12 protein-coding genes are annotated in these 16,222 nt (G+C 59.6%); 1 reads left to right on the top strand and 11 read right to left on the bottom strand.

All coding sequences use genetic code 11. The annotated features are described in order from the left end of the window. Positions 1 to 3: 3 nt before the first annotated feature. From I9H07_RS11595 to I9H07_RS11555, 9 genes are all read right to left on the bottom strand, one after another. The gene (locus I9H07_RS11595; protein ID WP_058824494.1) at positions 4 to 777 is read right to left on the bottom strand and encodes an HpcH/HpaI aldolase family protein; all 774 of its coding nucleotides are present in this window, start codon (positions 775 to 777) and stop codon (positions 4 to 6) included. Further along, complete coding sequence (locus tag I9H07_RS11590; protein WP_058824495.1) at positions 777 to 2,630, bottom strand: IucA/IucC family protein; 1,854 nt, start codon at positions 2,628 to 2,630, stop codon at positions 777 to 779. Before I9H07_RS11590 ends, I9H07_RS11595 begins: the two co-directional genes overlap by 1 nt. Positions 2,631 to 2,651: 21 nt before the next feature. Continuing rightward, positions 2,652 to 4,058 carry a DHA2 family efflux MFS transporter permease subunit gene (locus I9H07_RS11585; RefSeq protein ID WP_236423936.1) on the bottom strand — a complete coding sequence of 469 codons (1,407 nt, stop codon included), beginning with the start codon at positions 4,056 to 4,058 and terminating at the stop codon, positions 2,652 to 2,654. Then, a complete protein-coding gene (locus I9H07_RS11580; RefSeq protein ID WP_236423938.1) occupies positions 4,055 to 5,263 on the bottom strand; it encodes a type III PLP-dependent enzyme in 1,209 nt (402 codons plus the stop codon). The genes I9H07_RS11585 and I9H07_RS11580 overlap by 4 nt, the downstream gene beginning before the upstream one ends. After that, positions 5,256 to 7,040 carry an IucA/IucC family protein gene (locus tag I9H07_RS11575; RefSeq protein WP_058824497.1) on the bottom strand — a complete coding sequence of 595 codons (1,785 nt, stop codon included), beginning with the start codon at positions 7,038 to 7,040 and terminating at the stop codon, positions 5,256 to 5,258. Before I9H07_RS11575 ends, I9H07_RS11580 begins: the two co-directional genes overlap by 8 nt. Before the next feature lie 125 nt (positions 7,041 to 7,165). Further along, on the bottom strand, positions 7,166 to 8,542 hold the full coding sequence (locus I9H07_RS11570; protein WP_024674487.1) for a diaminobutyrate--2-oxoglutarate transaminase: 1,377 nt from the start codon (positions 8,540 to 8,542) through the stop codon (positions 7,166 to 7,168). 341 nt (positions 8,543 to 8,883) lie between these two features. After that, positions 8,884 to 11,286 (bottom strand): TonB-dependent receptor, encoded by a 2,403-nt coding sequence (locus tag I9H07_RS11565; RefSeq protein WP_058824499.1) that lies wholly within the window; start codon positions 11,284 to 11,286, stop codon positions 8,884 to 8,886. A 68-nt stretch (positions 11,287 to 11,354) separates the two neighbouring features. Then, positions 11,355 to 12,320 carry a FecR domain-containing protein gene (locus I9H07_RS11560; protein ID WP_058824500.1) on the bottom strand — a complete coding sequence of 322 codons (966 nt, stop codon included), beginning with the start codon at positions 12,318 to 12,320 and terminating at the stop codon, positions 11,355 to 11,357. Continuing rightward, positions 12,317 to 12,826, bottom strand: coding sequence for a sigma-70 family RNA polymerase sigma factor (locus I9H07_RS11555; RefSeq protein WP_024674490.1), 510 nt, complete (start codon positions 12,824 to 12,826; stop codon positions 12,317 to 12,319). Before I9H07_RS11555 ends, I9H07_RS11560 begins: the two co-directional genes overlap by 4 nt. 328 nt (positions 12,827 to 13,154) lie before the next feature. Here I9H07_RS11555 and I9H07_RS11550 point away from each other — a divergent pair, with 328 nt between their 5' ends. Further along, positions 13,155 to 14,378: an MFS transporter gene (locus tag I9H07_RS11550; protein WP_236423940.1), complete on the top strand. Its 1,224-nt coding sequence runs from the start codon at positions 13,155 to 13,157 to the stop codon at positions 14,376 to 14,378. A 15-nt stretch (positions 14,379 to 14,393) separates the two neighbouring features. Here the strand turns inward: I9H07_RS11550 and I9H07_RS11545 are convergent, their stop codons facing one another. Both I9H07_RS11545 and I9H07_RS11540 read right to left on the bottom strand, forming a co-directional pair. Then, entirely contained in the window at positions 14,394 to 15,569 is a 1,176-nt protein-coding gene (locus tag I9H07_RS11545; RefSeq protein WP_236423942.1) for an MFS transporter, read from the bottom strand. Between the two features lie 22 nt (positions 15,570 to 15,591). Then, on the bottom strand, positions 15,592 to 16,212 hold the full coding sequence (locus tag I9H07_RS11540; RefSeq protein WP_024674494.1) for a hypothetical protein: 621 nt from the start codon (positions 16,210 to 16,212) through the stop codon (positions 15,592 to 15,594). Positions 16,213 to 16,222: the final 10 nt, after the last annotated feature.

The raw sequence follows: 16,222 nt of genomic DNA, 5'->3' as shown, positions 1-16,222 counted from the left end.
GGATTATTTTCCTTCTGCTGAAAGTTGGGTCAGGCGCGCCTGAAGCGCCCGAAAGGCGATACCGCGCTCATCGCCGAGAACGAAGGCGTTGACGCCGCGGGCCTGCCAACGGGCTGCATCGCCGGGCTGACGGGGAATGCTGCAATAAGGGACGCCTGCCGCCTGCGCCGCCCGCCAGGTGTCGAGCAGCGCCTGCTGCACCTCGGGCTGGTCGATCTGCCAGGGCATGCCCATGGACTGCGACAGGTCTGCGGCGCCTTCGAGAATCATGTCGAGCCCCGCTACGGCGGCGATCTCGGCAGCGCGGCGCACGCCTTCGGCGCTTTCGATCATGGCCACGACCATGATGTGCTGATTGGCCGCTTCCACGTACTGCGCAAGGCTGTGTTTGCCGAACGAGCCAGGGCGACCTGCATTGAGGCTGCGCCGGCCCAGTGGGTGGTACTTGCAGGCTGCAATCGCGTCCGCCAGTTGCCCGGCGCTTTCGATCATCGGCAACACGATGCCCTGCGCGCCGCCGTCGAGCAGACGCAGCAGGGTTTTCGGATTGAGGTCAGCGACTCGTACCAGCGGTGTCAGGCCGTAGCTCTCGGCCACGCGGATCATGTTCTCCACGGTTTCCGGGTTAATCAGCACGTGTTCCATGTCGATGATCACGAAATCAAACCCCGCCTCGGCAATCAGCTCGATGGCCGCCGGGGCCGGAATGGAACTGATCAGCCCGTACACCGTCTGGCCGCTGCCCAGTTTGCTTTTGAGCGTGTTGGTCCTCAGCATCATTGCGGCCTGTAAGCATGAAGTGGATTGGGTACTGAGCGGAAGCGCCGCTCGCCATCACCCAACAGGCGGCGTTTGGTCAGCTCTTCCACTTCATAGGTGGGTGCGAACACGTCGAACAGGCCGAAACGGTCACGGTGCTGCGGGTGAGCCTGCTGATAGCCGAGGATCACGTCAGCGGTCATTTTCCAGAACAGCGACTCGTCCAGTTGATACTGCTGGCGCAGGAAAATCGCCATCTCCGCCAGGCAGATGAAGAAGAAACAGTCACAGGAGAAGTCGCGAACTGCATTCACGTCATCGGTGACGATGAACGAGTTGCGGTTGAGTTTCGCGTGGCTGGCAGGCAGTGGAACCAGTTCCGGGCACAGTTCGGGACGACCCAGATGGTCAGGCGAATAGCGCACACCGTCGTGGAAATCCTTGAGCGCGATACGCTGCGGCCAGCCCTGTTTGACGATCAGCACGATGTTCTGCCCGTGAGACTCCATGCCGATGCCTTCGGCGTACAGCATGTGAATGATCGGCGGCACGGTGACCTGCAATAGCTGGCGGGTCCACTCCTTGAGGCCGTACTGGCTCACCCAGGCGTCGATGAAAGGGGTCTGCTCGCCGTCGCCATAGCGATTTTCCACATGGCTCAGGCCATTGAACGGCACTGCCTGTTCATCGTCCTTGAGGTATTGATGCAGGCTTTCCCGCCAGATCGTCCCCAGCGTGCCGTAGGTCTGTGCCGAGCGCGATTCCGGCAGGTGGCGGTAGTCGTAACTGACCCCGGCGACCTCGCCAAGAATCACGAAATCCAGCGCCCTGGCCGTGCTGTCGGTGGCGATCAGCCGGTGCAGCCAGTCAGTGATGATCGGGCCGTTGAGCACCGTATGCCGCGCCAGAATCCGCGTGCTTGAGGTGTTGGTCATGCTCATCGCCAGCTTGACGTAAGGCCGCTTTGGCTGACTGGCATTGGCCAGCGTGCGGATTGATTGCTGCGCCTTGTAGACGTCGGTCGAGGTACCCAGATAAACCAGCTCGCCGCTGGCCAGTTCCGGGTAGAAAGTCGACACCGTGACGTTGTCCCACTGCCACGGATGGACCGGCATCAACTGATAGTCATCAATCGACTTGCCTTGTGCAGCCAGCTCGCGGGCGAATTCCTGCCAGCGTTGCGCCCCTAGCTCTTCGCGAATAAACGTCTGGAAATCCATGCTGCGAGCATGCCCGACCGACGCGCTTGAGCGGGCAACCGCCAGCCAGACCACGGCGAAAGGCGTGGCAAATTCGGGCCCGTACTGGCGGTTATCGGCCAGGGAAAAGCCGATCCGCGATTTGTAGCATGGGTGGTAGCTGTGGGCGTCCATGAAGTGCTGTTCCAGCGCATCCACGTCCAGCTCGTGTGCCGGTCTGGCGGGCTGATAACCCTGATGACGTGCTTGCAGGTCCTTGAGCTGAGTCTGCTCGATTTCCTGGATAAAGCGCGCCAGATGCGGACTGTCCTTGAACGTGGCCAGCAGTTCGGTCAAGGCCAGGTGCAGGTCAGGCGTCGAGCGCTGACCTGTGCTGTCGACGCGCTCAAGGCTGGCGTGATCCAGTCGGATCAGCTCGAAACTGGTGCTGAGCAGCCCGTTGCAGCGGTATTCCACGCCATCGCCGAGCGGTACGGTGAAACGGTGTTGGTGCTCGCCTAGCGGCTTGCAGCGGTAAGGCAGCGCCGCTTCGTAGAGCAGGGTTTGCAGCAGTTGCCCGATCACCCGGCGCTGTACTTTTTCGTAGCGCTCGGTGTCGGTATCCGCCAGCCAGGCGCCGGTGGCGAGGGTTGTCGATGCAGCGTCACGTTGCAGCGGTAAAGGGGTAGCCATGTTCATACCTCGAACGAAAAATTATCGGGGTTCGAGCGCGTCGGGCCGAGCCTTGGCGCGTTCGTCGTTAAGGGGGAATCGCCAGGCACAGGGCAGCGCCAGCAGGATCAGCAGACCGGTGACGATGAACACTTCGCTGATGGCCGAAGGCGTGGCGAGCGGCCCGGCTGAATTCAGGCGGAATTCCAGCCAGAGTGAGGCGATGACAATCGCCAGCGAGGCGACCAGGCGGCGCGAAATGTTGTTCATTGCAGCGCCCTGCGTGACCATCGGTTCGGGCAAGGCATTGAGCCCGGCGGTGGTCACCGGCATGTAGGAAAGCCCGAGGCCCGCGCCGCGCAGCATCATCAGCACGAACACCACGCCAATCCCTGCGTTGGCCTTGAGCATGCCCAGCGCCAGCGTGGAGATACCGGTGAGCAGCAAACCGATCGCCACCACCGTGCGGGGGCCATGGCGGTCCAGCGCCTTGCCGCCCCACTGCCCGAACAGGCTGGCGAACGCTGCGGTACACAGCAGTGCCAGGCCGGTCCAGATCGGGTTGTAGCCCAGCACGGTCTGCACCAGCAGCGGCAGCAGTACCAGGCATTCGAACATGCCCACCGACTGCACCACGGCGATGATCACGCTCAACCGGTAACCGCGCAGGTTGAACAGGCGCAAATTGAGCAGCGGTGCTTCACGACGCAATTCCACACGGACAAATGCGATCAGGCAGGCTACGGCAACCAGCACCATGCCTTGATTGAGCGGATCGAGCAGCGCTTCAGCGTGATGCATGCGGCTGATGGCAATCATCAGCAGACCGATGCCCGAGGCGATCAGCAAATAGCCGAACAGGTCGAACGGCTTGCGCTCGGCAGGCTCCGAATCCGGCAGCACGCCAATGCCCAGCAGCAATGCCAGCAGCCCGATGGGCACATTCATCAGGAACAGCGAGCGCCAGCTGAACCACTCCAGCAACAGGCTGCCGCACAGCGGGCCCAATGCCGGAGCTAGCATCACCGCTGCGCTCCACAGCCCGGTCACTCTGCCCCGTTCATGCTTTTCATACACAGAAAAGATGATTGCCAGCGACAGGGGAATCATCAGACCGCTGGCCACGCCCTGCACCACTCGTGCAGTGATCACCAGGGCAATCGAGCTGGCCAGCGCACCCAGCAATGAACCGCCAATGAACAGCGCCACGCCCCACAGGTACAGACGTTTACGGCCGATCCGCTGACTGAGAAAGCTGGTCAGCGGCATGGTCATGCCCATGCTGGTCATGAACCCTGCGACGATCCAGGTGGCCAGCAGCGGACCGATCCGGAACGCTTCCATGAAAGTCGGCAGCGCCGGGTTCAGCGAACTGTTGCTCAGGCTGACGGTGAGCGTGCCGAGCAGCACGTTGATCACCACCCAACTGCGAGGAACTTTCCAGCTCATGTCCTGACCCGTTCGCCGTTGCGCACGAAATGCTGCGGCGGCCTTGGATGGCAAAGGAAGTCAGCGTGCGAGATGTTATAGCCATACGCCCCGGCCAACGGCAGCACCAGCAAGTCGCCGATATTCACGTTTTTGAAGGGCTGGCGGCGACTCAGTACATCCTTGGGCGTACACAGCTGGCCGACCACGGTATACGCCTGTTCCTCCGACGCAGGCTTCGGCGGCACACTCGGCACGTGGATCACCGGATGATCGTGCCCCTGTGCTACCGGCAGACGGAACTGATGAGTGCCGCCCCGACAGACCAGAAAGTGCTCGCCGTGGCTGATTTTGCTGTCCAGCACCTCAATGACGTAATAGCCGCAGTAGGCGCTGATGAAACGTCCCGGCTCGAAACGCAAAATCGGTGCGTCGCTCTCTTCGCTCAGGCGTTTTTCCAGATAGCGGCACAGACGCTGCCAGTCGAACTGCTGACTGTTCAGGTAATCGACTCCGATACCGCCGCCGACGTTGAAATGGGTCAATTGCTCGGGATAACGCGCCAGTGCTTTCCACGCTTGCCAGCGCTGCAGATAGAAGTCCAGCAGCTGCTCATGACGCTCGACCGACATCTGATGCGACATGGCGTGCACGTGAAAGCCCTTGAGCGTCAGGTGCGTGGCACCGTCCACGCGGCGCACGGCGTCGGCCAGATCCGCTTCGTCGATACCGAATGGCGTTGCTGTCCCGGCCATCGCCAGTTTGCTTGATTGCTGTGCTGGCAGTTGCGGGTTGATGCGGATGAACACCGGCTGCACGCGCCCGGCCTGTTCGGCCAGATGTTGCAGACGCTCGATTTCGTTGAGGCTTTCCAGGTGAATGGCTTCGACCTTGTTCAGCAGCGCCGAGCGCAGGTCGGAATCGAGTTTGCCGGGGCCGGAGAACACATAGGGTTTGCGGGTCGGGCAGGCCATTACCCGCTCGATTTCGCCGCCGGACGAGATTTCGAAGCCGCTGACCAGCGGCGCCAACGTTTCCAGCATGAGGGCTTCACTGTTGGCCTTTATCGCGTAATACAGCTCGACGCCAGCGGGCAGCGCCGCCATGACTTCGCCGACATGCTCGCGCAACGCATCCAGATCGTAGACAAACGCGGCCAGCGGGTCGCTTTCGAGGGCGCGGGCCTCCTGGATGGCGGCCAGTACCGTGTCTGGAATGTTATGCATAACGCACCTCCGAACCCCACGGTGATGCAAGACGCACGTAATTGGCCTCACGATCCGCCTTGGCCGCCAGACGCACCTTGAGGTTGGTCTTGCAGGCAATCGAATGGCCTGCGATCAGCGCATCCAGCTCCGGGCACGGACGCACCAGTTCATCGCGAATGCGCCGCAGTTGCTGCTCGACTTTCTGCCACATCAGCGGTGCCAGATGCGGGCGCTCCCAGCTCAGGGCCAGCACGGCCTCGGACAGGTTATTGATCATCAGGCAGTAGGTGATGCGGCTCCAGCCCTGTTCGCGGCTGTAAAGCAGCGACTGACGAACCCGTGGATGCAGCCCGACCTGAATGGCACCGATGCCCAGCTCATCGGTCAGCTTGACGCCTTCGAAATCGCGCAACAACAGTTGCTGCGGCTGGCCGTTATCGTGAATCAGGACGGCATTCTGCAGGTGCGGCTCCATCACGATGCCATGGTTGAAGAACAACGCCATGACCGGGCGCAGCAGCAAGGCCTGGTAAGCGTCGAACCAGTTGACCAGGTCGTCGTCTTCAAGCTCGCTGCCTTTGAAACGCTGAAGAAAATCATGTACCAGCGGCCTGGAACGCAGGTCACGTGCGAACAGGGTGCCGGCCATCACGCTGCACTCGGCACCGGAACGGCGACAGAAGTTTTCCCGCAGAATCGCCCCGGTCTGTTCACGAAACCAGTGTCCGTCCGCTTCGCTTGCGCCCTTGGGGGCCCAGCTCATCGAACCGGGCTCGGCAACCGTCGACAGTCCACCCAGGGTTTCCGGCCGGGTCTGCTGCAAGCGCTGAAACAAGTCGTCGATGATCAACGTGCTTTCCAGCTCGTACCAGGCGTTCTTCCTGACACAGTTGGTAATGCGTACATTCAGCGAGCCTTTGATGAAGTAGTCGTGACCTTCGATGTACCAGGTACGCATTGAGGCAGTCGGGCTGGCCAGCAGGCCGCTTGGCCCCAGATCCGAGATATCTCCCAGTTCGAGCAGACGCTGCACACGACGGTCCTGCATGAACAGCTGCGCCTGTACAGGGTGCATGCAGATCAGCGCATGGCCGGGTCGGGCCCGGGACTGGTCGGCGAAGCCCGACATCACCTCGGCTTCGCTCAAGCCATTGGCGGTAATGCGCAAGCCCTCCAGCGGGACTTCAAACAGGTGCAGCGCGGTCTGCGCCTGAAACTCCGGTGCGTAGGTTTCCTGCGCCAGATGCGCAGGCCACAGCCGCGCCTTGGGCGCCGGGTGGTTGGGATGACCGAACCACAAGCCCTGCTCGCTGGCCAGATAACCGCTCAGTGGTGCGGGATGCTGGCCAGTCATGTTGTGTGCCACGATGGCAGCGGTCAGGTGCTGGCTTTGCAGCACCTGGTCCAGCAGTTCGTCGTTGCTGGCGCGGGTCATGTGTTCACAGGCGCTCAGCAAGTGCCGGGCGAATTCGGCAAACGCCAGGCAGCGCCAGGTGCCCTGACCACTGCGTGCATAGACATCAGAGAGGTATCGGTGACTGCCGAGACGGTCCTGACGATCCACCAGCACGAAGAACTGCTGTTGATTGGGCAGGCTGATGGTCAGTGGAATACCTTTCCAGTGTCCGCCGTCGACAAAACTGCCCGGTGCAATACCCTGCATGTCTTGCGGCCACGTGTAGTGGAGGCAGTTTTCAGGCAGTGCGAATTCCTTGATCAGGCAATTGAGTAAGGCACGTGTCGTCGCCAACTCGCTCACCATATTTGATAAAACGGTGCGATCGGTATTGGTCATGTCTGCTCCACAGTCGCTGTACGCTTACTGTTTTAAGTGGCGCGGCAACAGGTCAGTAATGCTGTCTATCTGTTCATTGAATGTTCTGAACGGGTGCCACGTCTTTTGATCACGCGGCGCGGCAGTTACTTGCGCAATTGAAACAACGCTGCCTTGAGCGCTTCTTCAAATCGTTGAACAACCAATTGGCATTGTTCCTCGGTAATAATCAGCGGCGGCAAGAGCCGGATCACATTACCGTTACGGCCACCGCGCTCAAGCAACAGGCCCTGTTTGAAACAGTGCTGTTGAATGACCACTGCCAGTTCCGGGTCCGTCGGAAAGCAGCCGAGGCGGTCTGCGGCCTTGCGCTCATCGACAATTTCAATGCCCAGCATCAGCCCGCGCCCACGCACGTGGCCCATGGCGGGATAGCGCTGTTGCAAGTCTTTCAGTTGGTCTTTCAGCCACTGCCCGCGCTTTGCGGCCTGGCCGGCAAGGTTTTGGCGTTGCAGGACTTCAAGGGTGGCAAGCCCGGTGGCCATCGCCATCTGGTTACCGCGGAAAGTACCCGCGTGATTGCCGGGGGCCCACGCATCGAACTCGCGCTTGAAGCCCAGCACTGCCAGCGGCAGGCCACCCCCTACTGCCTTGGACATGACAATGATGTCGGGTTCGATCCCGGCATGCTCGAAGGCGAACATCTTGCCGGTGCGGCCAAAACCGGCCTGCACCTCATCGAGAATCAGCAGGATGCCGTGCTTGCGGGTCACTTCGCGAATCTGCTGCAGCCAGGCGGCCGGTGCAGGATTGACGCCGCCCTCGCCCTGAACCGCTTCCAGGATCACGGCTGCAGGCAGCGACACGCCACTTTCGACGTCTTCGATGAACTGGGTAAAGTAGTAGCTCAGCGCATCGACCCCGGCCTCGCCGCCAATGCCCAGCGGGCAACGGTATTCGTGCGGGTACGGCAGGAACTGCACGCCGGGCATCAGGTTGGCGACCGCGTTTTTCGGCGCGGTGTTACCGGTCAGCGCCAACGCGCCGTGGGTCATGCCGTGGTACGCGCCGGAAAAACTGATGACGTTGTGACGGCCGGTGGCGGTCTTGGCCAGTTTGATCGCGGCCTCAACGGCATCTGCACCCGACGGCCCGCAGAATTGCAGGCAGTAATCACGGCCCTGCCCCGGCAGCAGACCCAGCAGCGCTTCGCTGAATGCATCCTTGACCGCCGTGGTCAGGTCAAGGGTGTGCATCGGCATGCCTGAGGTCAGAAAGCTGTCGAGACTGGCCATGATCGCTTCATGGTTATGACCCAATGCCAGCGTTCCGGCACCGGCCAGGCAATCAAGATACGTGGTGCCTTCAACGTCCGTTACCCAGACGCCATGTGCCTTGGCAATCGCCAGCGGCAACTTGCGCGGATAACTTCGCACATTGGATTCAAACTTGCTCTGTCGATCCAGATAGTTGGCATTGGTTTTCTGCGACGTAGTAGAGTGCAATAAGCCATCATTCAACATCAGTTAACCCTCGCTAAGTTCGAGATGCAAACTATTATCATTCAGCCGGAAGTGCAACCTGTTGTATCGAAAAAAAACATGAAAATAAAATAAGGGATTTATAAAGTTTTCAGGTACGCAATAGCCCCGAAGTTTTCACCGGAGTCATTCAAAGTGCCATCACTGGAACAAGCACTTTAATGGATAAAAAGTCACTGCTAATAGTAGGTTTGTTAAGTCTTTATTCAGTAACGCTCTACGTATTCAGCTATTTATATATACAGGTTATGCCTCGAGAAGGATCTGCCGAGTGTGATCTGTGCTGCATGCGGCCCTTCCATGGGCCGGGCAGTCATCTGCATTCAAAACCCGATGGTTGCTGACAGCAGGTAGGTCCTCGGAGTCGCCAGCGTCAGGCCGGGCTCACTGTCATCCGAGGCACCGGCCGAGGCCCAGTAACGCTTGTCCATGACGTTTTCGATGTTGGCCCGCAGCGTGATGTCCTTCTGATCGACTTTGAAGGCATAGCGCGCGCCCACGTCGAAACGCTCGGAAGAATCGATGCTTTTGCTGTTGGCCTGTTCCAGGTACTGCGAACTGGTGTAGATGCCCCGCCCGGTCAGGGTCAGGCCCTTGACCTGCGGCACGTCCCACTCGGCCCCCAGGTTGACGTTATATTCGGGCGTGGCAGGTGCCCGGTTGCCATCGAACTGACCGTTGACGGTCTGGGTCAGTTCGCTGTCGATGTACATCACCCCGCCCAGCAGACGGAAACCCTTGAGGGGTTCGCCGAACATCGTCAGCTCGACACCGTCATTCTTGCGCTTGCCATTCGGGCCGAAAACCCGCGACGTGGCATTGGTCTCGTAAGCCGGTTGCTTGATACGGAAGACGCTGGCGGTGAACGCATACGAGCCCAGGTCATACTTGGCACCGACTTCAACCTGGCGACTGACGAACGGCGGGAATATCTCGTCTTCGTTCACAGAGGTCGACGGCGCGATCTTGCCCTGGCTCAGACCTTCCATGTAGTTGGCGTACACCGAAAAGTCTTCGGTGACCTTGTAAAGAATGCCACCTGAAGGCGAGACCTTTTCCTCGTCGTAGGCGGTGTCGCCCTTGACGTTGTCAGTCCAGTCATCAACCTTGACCCGTTGCCAGCGGGCACCGAGTGTCAGCAGCAGGCGGTCATCGAAGAAGCCCATGGTGTCGGTCAAGGCCACGCCGCTGAAACGGTTTTCGGTGTAGACCTTGGAGTCGGATCGGGTCGGGTTCGAGGGGGTCGGTGTCTCGACCGGGTCATACAGGTTGCTGGGCGAGGCCGCATAGCGCGCGCCGCCGTTCTCGAAGTCCATGTAGAAATAGCTGGCAGCCAGATTGACCTCGTGGCTGACCGGTCCGGTATGGAACCAGTTGCGCACCCCGGCGTTGGCGGTCCGGACGTTTTCGTCACGGGTGAAGTCGCGGGGCTGCACGCTGAAATCGCCCGCGTTGTTGGTCACCGACACCGCATGGCGCAGGAACTCATGGTTGCTTTTGCGCGCGCCGACACCGCCGTAGAGCATGACCGAGTCATTGACGTCGTACTCGGCATTCACCGCGCCGAAGGTGTCCCGGGTGCGCGCCTTGCTCCAGGCCTGCGCATAGTTGTCACGCACATCGTTGGCATTGGGCACTTTGGCATTGGCGCCGACCTGCACGCGCTCCTGCGGGGCGTCGGTGTCACGTTCGGTGTGACCGATATCGGTCGACAGGCGCAAACGCTCGCCGCGGAAATCCAGGCCCAGCACTGCCATGTCGCGATCGACGCTCTGATGGTCCCACTCGGTATCGCCGGACTGCTTCACGCCGTTGAAGCGAATACCGAACTTGTCGTCTTCACCGAACCGGCGAGCCACGTCCACCGCGGCACCGACCTGCCCTTTGGAGGCATAGCTGGTGGTGAACTCGGTGATGGGCTTGTCGGTTGCCCGTTTAGGCACAACGTTGATCCCGCCGCCGACACTGCCGCGCGGCGAGATGCCGTTGATCAGTTGGCTCGGGCCTTTGAGGATGTCGACCCGATCGGCCATTTCCATGTCGATGGTGTAGGTGGGCAGAATGCCGTAAAGGCCGTTGTAGGACACGTCACTGTTGAACAGGCTGAAACCACGAATGGTGAACTGTTCATAACGGCCGCCCGCGGGGTTGGTGGAGCGCACCGACGGATCACTGGCAATCAGGTCACCCAATGTGCGGGCCTGCTGGTTTTTCACTGCCTCCTTGGTGTAGGTGGTCATGCTGAACGGCGTTTCCATGAAATCCCGCGAGCCGAGCATGCCTTGCGAACCTTTGCGCGCAACCTGTCCGCCTGCATATTCCTGACCGTCCGTGGAGCCCACGTCGCCGACAATTGAAGTCGGCGCCAGTTGCATACTCGTGCTTTGCACGGCAGGAATCAGCGTGTACGCCTGATCGCCGACGGATACCAATTGCAGACCAGTGCCTTGCAACAGTCGCGCAAAGCCTTCTTCGACTGCAAAGTCGCCCGACAGACCGGCGCTGTTGCGTCCGTTCACCAGCGCAGGGTCTACCGACAGGTTGACGCCGGCCTGCCCGGCAAACCGGGTCAGCGCGGCACTCAGGGTGCCAGCGGGCACTTCATAGGCTCGTCTGTTAGCGGTGTCGGCCCAACTGGTCGAAACGAGCAGCGGACTGGAGCTCAGGGTCAGCAACAGACCGAAATGCAACAGCGGACGCAAACGATGGGGAGAAACTGCAGACATAGAGGGAAGCTCTCGTAATTTTGTTCACTACCTGGAATGACCAGTGAGACGAAAAAAAGGGACAGGCTTCACGCATTATTTTTTTGTGGTGAGTTTTTTCGGGGGGCCAGAGTGACCCAGTAACGGGTACGCATGTGGATATCCACCGGCAGACTGGCCGCCAGCAATGACAGTACCCGGTCAGTGTTATCGAGCTGAAAACTGCCCGTCACGCGCAATGCCTCAAGCTCGGGCTCCCAGCGCAGCAGACCGGGACGGTATCGACCGAGCTCGCGCAGAAAACTGCCCAGTGGCTGGTTCTGCGCAGTCAGCACGCCGTCACGCCAGCCCGGCGACAGGGCGTCAAAGGCGGTGATCGGACCTGCCCCGTTCCTTTGCAGGCTGATCTGCTGTTGCGCCTGCACAACCAGCGCAGGGCCTTGTAACGGATGGATCTGTACCGAACCGCTGACCACCGAGACCCGGCAGTCGCTCTCGTTGAGACGTACGCAGACTTCACTCTGACTGACCACGATGCGCCCGTAAGGGCCATCGATGGTCAACGGCGCACTGCCCGGCACTTTGAGCGCGATTTCTCCGCGTATCAGCGTTATCTGCCGGGCACCCGGATCGACGTTGACGGCGCTGTCGGTGTTCAGTTGCAGGACGCTGCCATCAGCCAGTGTCAGGCGCCGGTGTTCGCCGACGGCGGTGTGCAAGTCGGCACGCCATACCTCGAGGGGTAATTCGCGTCCCAACAGCCAGACCGCTGGAGCCAGCGCAGCAAAGCCAAATGCTCGTTTCAGCGCGGCGCGTCGAGCCTTGTCGGGACGGTCCAGCGTCGCCATCGCCAGATTGGCCGGCAAGGCCGAAAAGCGCTGACGCAGTTGCTGGGCTTTCTGCCAGGCGCGCTCATTGCCAGCAGCACTTTCGCGCCAGTGCTGCAGCATGGCGTGATCTTCTTCGCTGGCACCACCGGACTCTAGCAGTGCCAGCCATTGCGCAGCTCTGCGTACAACCTCGCGCTCTTCGTTCGAGGGTGCAGAACGGATCACCAATCCACCAGCAGGCAGTGCTCATAGGCTTGCGCCATGTAGCGTTTGACGGTGCGCTCGGACACCTGCAAGCGTTGCGCAATGTCGCGATAGCCCAGCCCTTCGAGCTGACTCCAGAGAAACGCCCGGCGTACCGGTGCAGGTAAACCGTCCAGCAACTCGTCGAGCGCCTGCAGGGTTTCCAGCAGCAACCAGCGCTGTTCGGGAGACGGCACGCTGTCTTCAGGCAGCTGGGCAAGCGCCTCCAGATAAGCCTGTTCCAGACTGCGACGGGTGTAGAAATTGCTGAGCAGGCGCTTGCCCACGGTCAGCAGATACGCCCGTGGCTCCTGCATGTCGGCGATCTGTTGCGAACTGGACAGCACCCGTAAAAAGGTATCCTGACTCAGGTCTGCGGCATCCCAGGCATTGCCCATGCGCTTGCGCAGCCAGTTTTCAAGCCAGCCGTGGTGATCGCGGTACAGGGAATGCAGGGTCTGCGAAGGTAGGGTCGCTGTGTCAATCATGACAAGAGCCTTGAGCGATGGATGCGCCAAATGAGACTGATTCTAATTAGTGTTATATCCCGAGTCCATGCTCTTTTTTTTCAAAAGGCCCCTTTCCGTTGCGGAAATCGGGCGTCATTGGCACGCAGAGCATGGATCTGCGCCACGTGTAGACGAGGTGTCGGTGCTGACACTTAAAGGCATTCAGTTGCACATTTGTGTCCGGGGTGTCTCATTTTTTGTCAAAACCATGCTTTCCGTAGCGGTCATGTCCTCCGCCAGAAGCTCCGGCTGGTATTTCGACCGCAACGCCTTATGATTCAGTGTGCCAAGTCATGGATGGACTACGATGCTCGCCCTTTCCTGTTCGAATAAACGAATTCTGTATGTGTTCGCATCAATAGGCATTTTGGTCGCGCTCTCCGAAGCCGTCTATGACCTGGCATTTGCTAACCTGGCCTATAACCTTTCAGGCAAAACACTCGCTGTGATGACCACTTATGCAATGGGTTACAGCGCGGAAATTCTGGTGACGTTACTGGGTTCGGGATTCATTGATCGGCATGACAAGTGGAAGCTGTTCATCATCACCCAGATTGTAAACATGGTCGTATTTTCAATTGCAGTTGCCACCCTCTCCTTGTCAGGCGGGTCGGTTGAGCTTGTATGGTTTTTTGCATTTCTGGTTGACCTGATACATCAGTACGTACGGCTTATCATGTTTTCATTCATACCTTTTCTCTTCGCAAGGGAAGAGATTATCCGGGTCAATGGTTTTCTTGCGGTTATCAATGGCATCGCCAGAGCGACCGGCCCGGCGATTGGCGCGCTGGTGATACTTCATACAAGCCTGCCAATGGCGCTCGTCGTCTCTGTTGTGTTCATGTCAGGCGCCCTGCTCCTTGCATTGTGGTCCGCACTTACAGACCACAATATGGCAAGCACAGACGTGGATGACTTATCTTTCAAAGAGCGATTCCACCAAAGCATCACGGGTGCAGCGAGGGCTGCCATGAGACTTCTCGGGGCACCGCAGTGGCGTGGTTTTCTGGCGTCATATTCAACCTGTGTTCTGGTGATAAGCGTGCTGGCGCTTTTATGGATTCCTTTTCTCCGGGATTTCCATGCATTTTCTCCGGAGCAGACAGGTTATCTCTATGCGCTGGGGATGACCGGAGCTGTGCTGGGTGGATTAACGACGGCCACAGTCCGGGATATAAGTCTTACGGTGACAATGCGGTCAGCCCATGCGGCTATGTTCATCGGCATAGCCATTGCCCTGTGGCTTAAAGGCTGCTTCGCAGGTGTCGCTGTCGGGATGTTCCTGTTCCAGTTTGGTACCACCGTTTATTTTCGCAGTACGGCAAGCGCCATACAGCTGACGTTGCCTAAAGAAGTCATCGGGAGCTGGTATGGCGCCATTGATTTCATCAGCCGTCTCGCTGGGTTGTCGGGCGTTCTTCTGGCTGGCTGGTCATACGACCAGGTGGGTGCCTATTGGGTCTATTCAGTGTTGCTTGTACTGCTTGCGGTCAGCGGCGTAGCCTGGCGAGCAAGAATTCAGGTTGCCTGACCACATACGCTGCAATCAAACCCTGCGTGCAAAGCCGACTTGCGCACGCATGGGACACCTGCGTAACACGCCCACCAACAGCAGCGCTATCACTGAAAACCAGGCACTCACCAGCAGAACCGGCTGGGCGTTGTCGCCTGCAATCCATTGCGACGCCAGTAGCGGTCCAAACGCACAGCCCAGCAATTGCATGCCGGGGATAAGCCCGGCGATTCGTCCGGATGGGTCGATCTGCAAGGCAATGCGCACTTGAAAAGGCGTCAGTATCAGATAGATCAGCGCGAACAAACTGCACAGTCCGAGAAATACCGTTACACCTTGATCAGCCGCCACGTACATACCCAGCGCAATGCTGGCCAGCAGGAGTGCAATAACCGCCAGCATCGAATAGTCAGGGACTCTGCGTACCAGCAAAACCCCTAGGCATCCGCCCACCACCTGCATGAACAGCATCGCCGAGACCAGCACCTGCGCCGCCTGAGGGGCAAGGCCGGCATGGGTTCCCAATGGTTCCAGATATGCCCAAAGCGCACCGATCGCCGAGAGCTGCAGGAATACCAGCATCAGCAGCAACACTTGCTTGAAACTCCAGCTGAAACCCGATGCATCGGTTTGTTTGTCTGGCTCGCGCGCCAGCCGTTTCGGCAGCCAGACCACGAACAGCGCAGAAACCGCCGTCAGTCCACCCAGAAATACGAAGCCGGCATAGACGCTTTTGCCGGGCAATACCCAGAACGCCAGCGCTGCCGCTATCAGCGCCTGCGCCAGTGTCTGCACCACCATGAACACGCCCGCCACCCTGTCCGGCGCAGGCCCCTGAACGATCAGGCTCACTGCGCCCCATAGCAACAGCCCCTCCGCCAACCCCGCCAGCGCTCGGGCTGCAATCAAAGGACCATCGCCAGTGACATTGGCCGTCAGCAGGTCCATCCCGGCTGCCGACAAAATGGCGATGACGGTGAGTACACGCAGGTTCAGCCTTGATCGCAGCAGGTCGCCGAGCACCACGCCCAGCCCCAGTGCAACGATTTCCCCCATGGCGACCAGCCCGACGCCTTCCAGTGAGACGTGACCTTGCGCGAGCAACTCACCCAGCAGCAGCGGTTGCAGGCCCACCATCAGTACCGCGACCGAGCCCAGGGCCAGCGCGGTGTACAGATGCCTGCGAGTTACAACGGAAGACGTTTGCATGCCATGCGCCTCTTCGGAAGTCTCAATAACCGCGGGTTTCCGGCGGAATCCGGCCATCGGCAAAACACAGTGCCGCCCGCTTTTCGTCTTTCATCAGCCGTCCGTTGGCCACCAGCACCACCCACCATGGCAATAGCGTGAGTGGTTTACCGCAGGCCCTGGCCAGGGTGTAGGCCTTGGCACATTTTTCAAACAGCTCCGCGTTGAGTGCCATGCGAGCGCCAGTAGTCCCCATGATGACTGGCGTGCCATCGATAAACGCGCCATTTCCGCCACGCTTCAAGGTATTCACCAAGGGCTGATCCTGTTTGCCGGGCGTGCCCATATGACCGATATGACGCGCTTGTTCATCAAAGAGAATCGGCATGACACCGCCAAAATCCATCAGACTTTTTGCGAACGTTCCGCCGCCGACGAGAATGGCGCCTACGTCCGTACGCGCCCTGTAGATAGAAGCATGGGGCTGACTGGCCTCCACGGTGGCAGCGGACCAATCGACCGCCTGCGGTGCCAGGTCATCCAGTTTTCCCAGCCACATGCCCTGCTCGCCCGGCAGACGCAGGGAAATGCTGCTGTGTGAATCGACCTGACCCATCAGGCGCTCGCGCAGGTCAAACCATTGCTGTCGAAGTAAATCGCGCATGACGGTCACC

It is taken from the genome of Pseudomonas syringae (assembly GCF_023278085.1).
Lineage (GTDB): Bacteria > Pseudomonadota > Gammaproteobacteria > Pseudomonadales > Pseudomonadaceae > Aquipseudomonas > Aquipseudomonas syringae_Q.
This window is presented reverse-complemented; position numbering and strand designations above follow the sequence as displayed.

Coding starts and splice junctions, on each gene's coding strand:
- I9H07_RS11595 (WP_058824494.1), bottom strand. CDS start 777: ATGCTGAGGACCAACACGCTCAAAAGCAAACTGGGCAGCGGCCAGACG.
- I9H07_RS11590 (WP_058824495.1), bottom strand. CDS start 2,630: ATGGCTACCCCTTTACCGCTGCAACGTGACGCTGCATCGACAACCCTC.
- I9H07_RS11585 (WP_236423936.1), bottom strand. CDS start 4,058: ATGAGCTGGAAAGTTCCTCGCAGTTGGGTGGTGATCAACGTGCTGCTC.
- I9H07_RS11580 (WP_236423938.1), bottom strand. CDS start 5,263: ATGCATAACATTCCAGACACGGTACTGGCCGCCATCCAGGAGGCCCGC.
- I9H07_RS11575 (WP_058824497.1), bottom strand. CDS start 7,040: ATGACCAATACCGATCGCACCGTTTTATCAAATATGGTGAGCGAGTTG.
- I9H07_RS11570 (WP_024674487.1), bottom strand. CDS start 8,542: ATGTTGAATGATGGCTTATTGCACTCTACTACGTCGCAGAAAACCAAT.
- I9H07_RS11565 (WP_058824499.1), bottom strand. CDS start 11,286: ATGTCTGCAGTTTCTCCCCATCGTTTGCGTCCGCTGTTGCATTTCGGT.
- I9H07_RS11555 (WP_024674490.1), bottom strand. CDS start 12,826: ATGATTGACACAGCGACCCTACCTTCGCAGACCCTGCATTCCCTGTAC.
- I9H07_RS11550 (WP_236423940.1), top strand. CDS start 13,155: ATGCTCGCCCTTTCCTGTTCGAATAAACGAATTCTGTATGTGTTCGCA.
- I9H07_RS11545 (WP_236423942.1), bottom strand. CDS start 15,569: ATGCAAACGTCTTCCGTTGTAACTCGCAGGCATCTGTACACCGCGCTG.
- I9H07_RS11540 (WP_024674494.1), bottom strand. CDS start 16,212: ATGCGCGATTTACTTCGACAGCAATGGTTTGACCTGCGCGAGCGCCTG.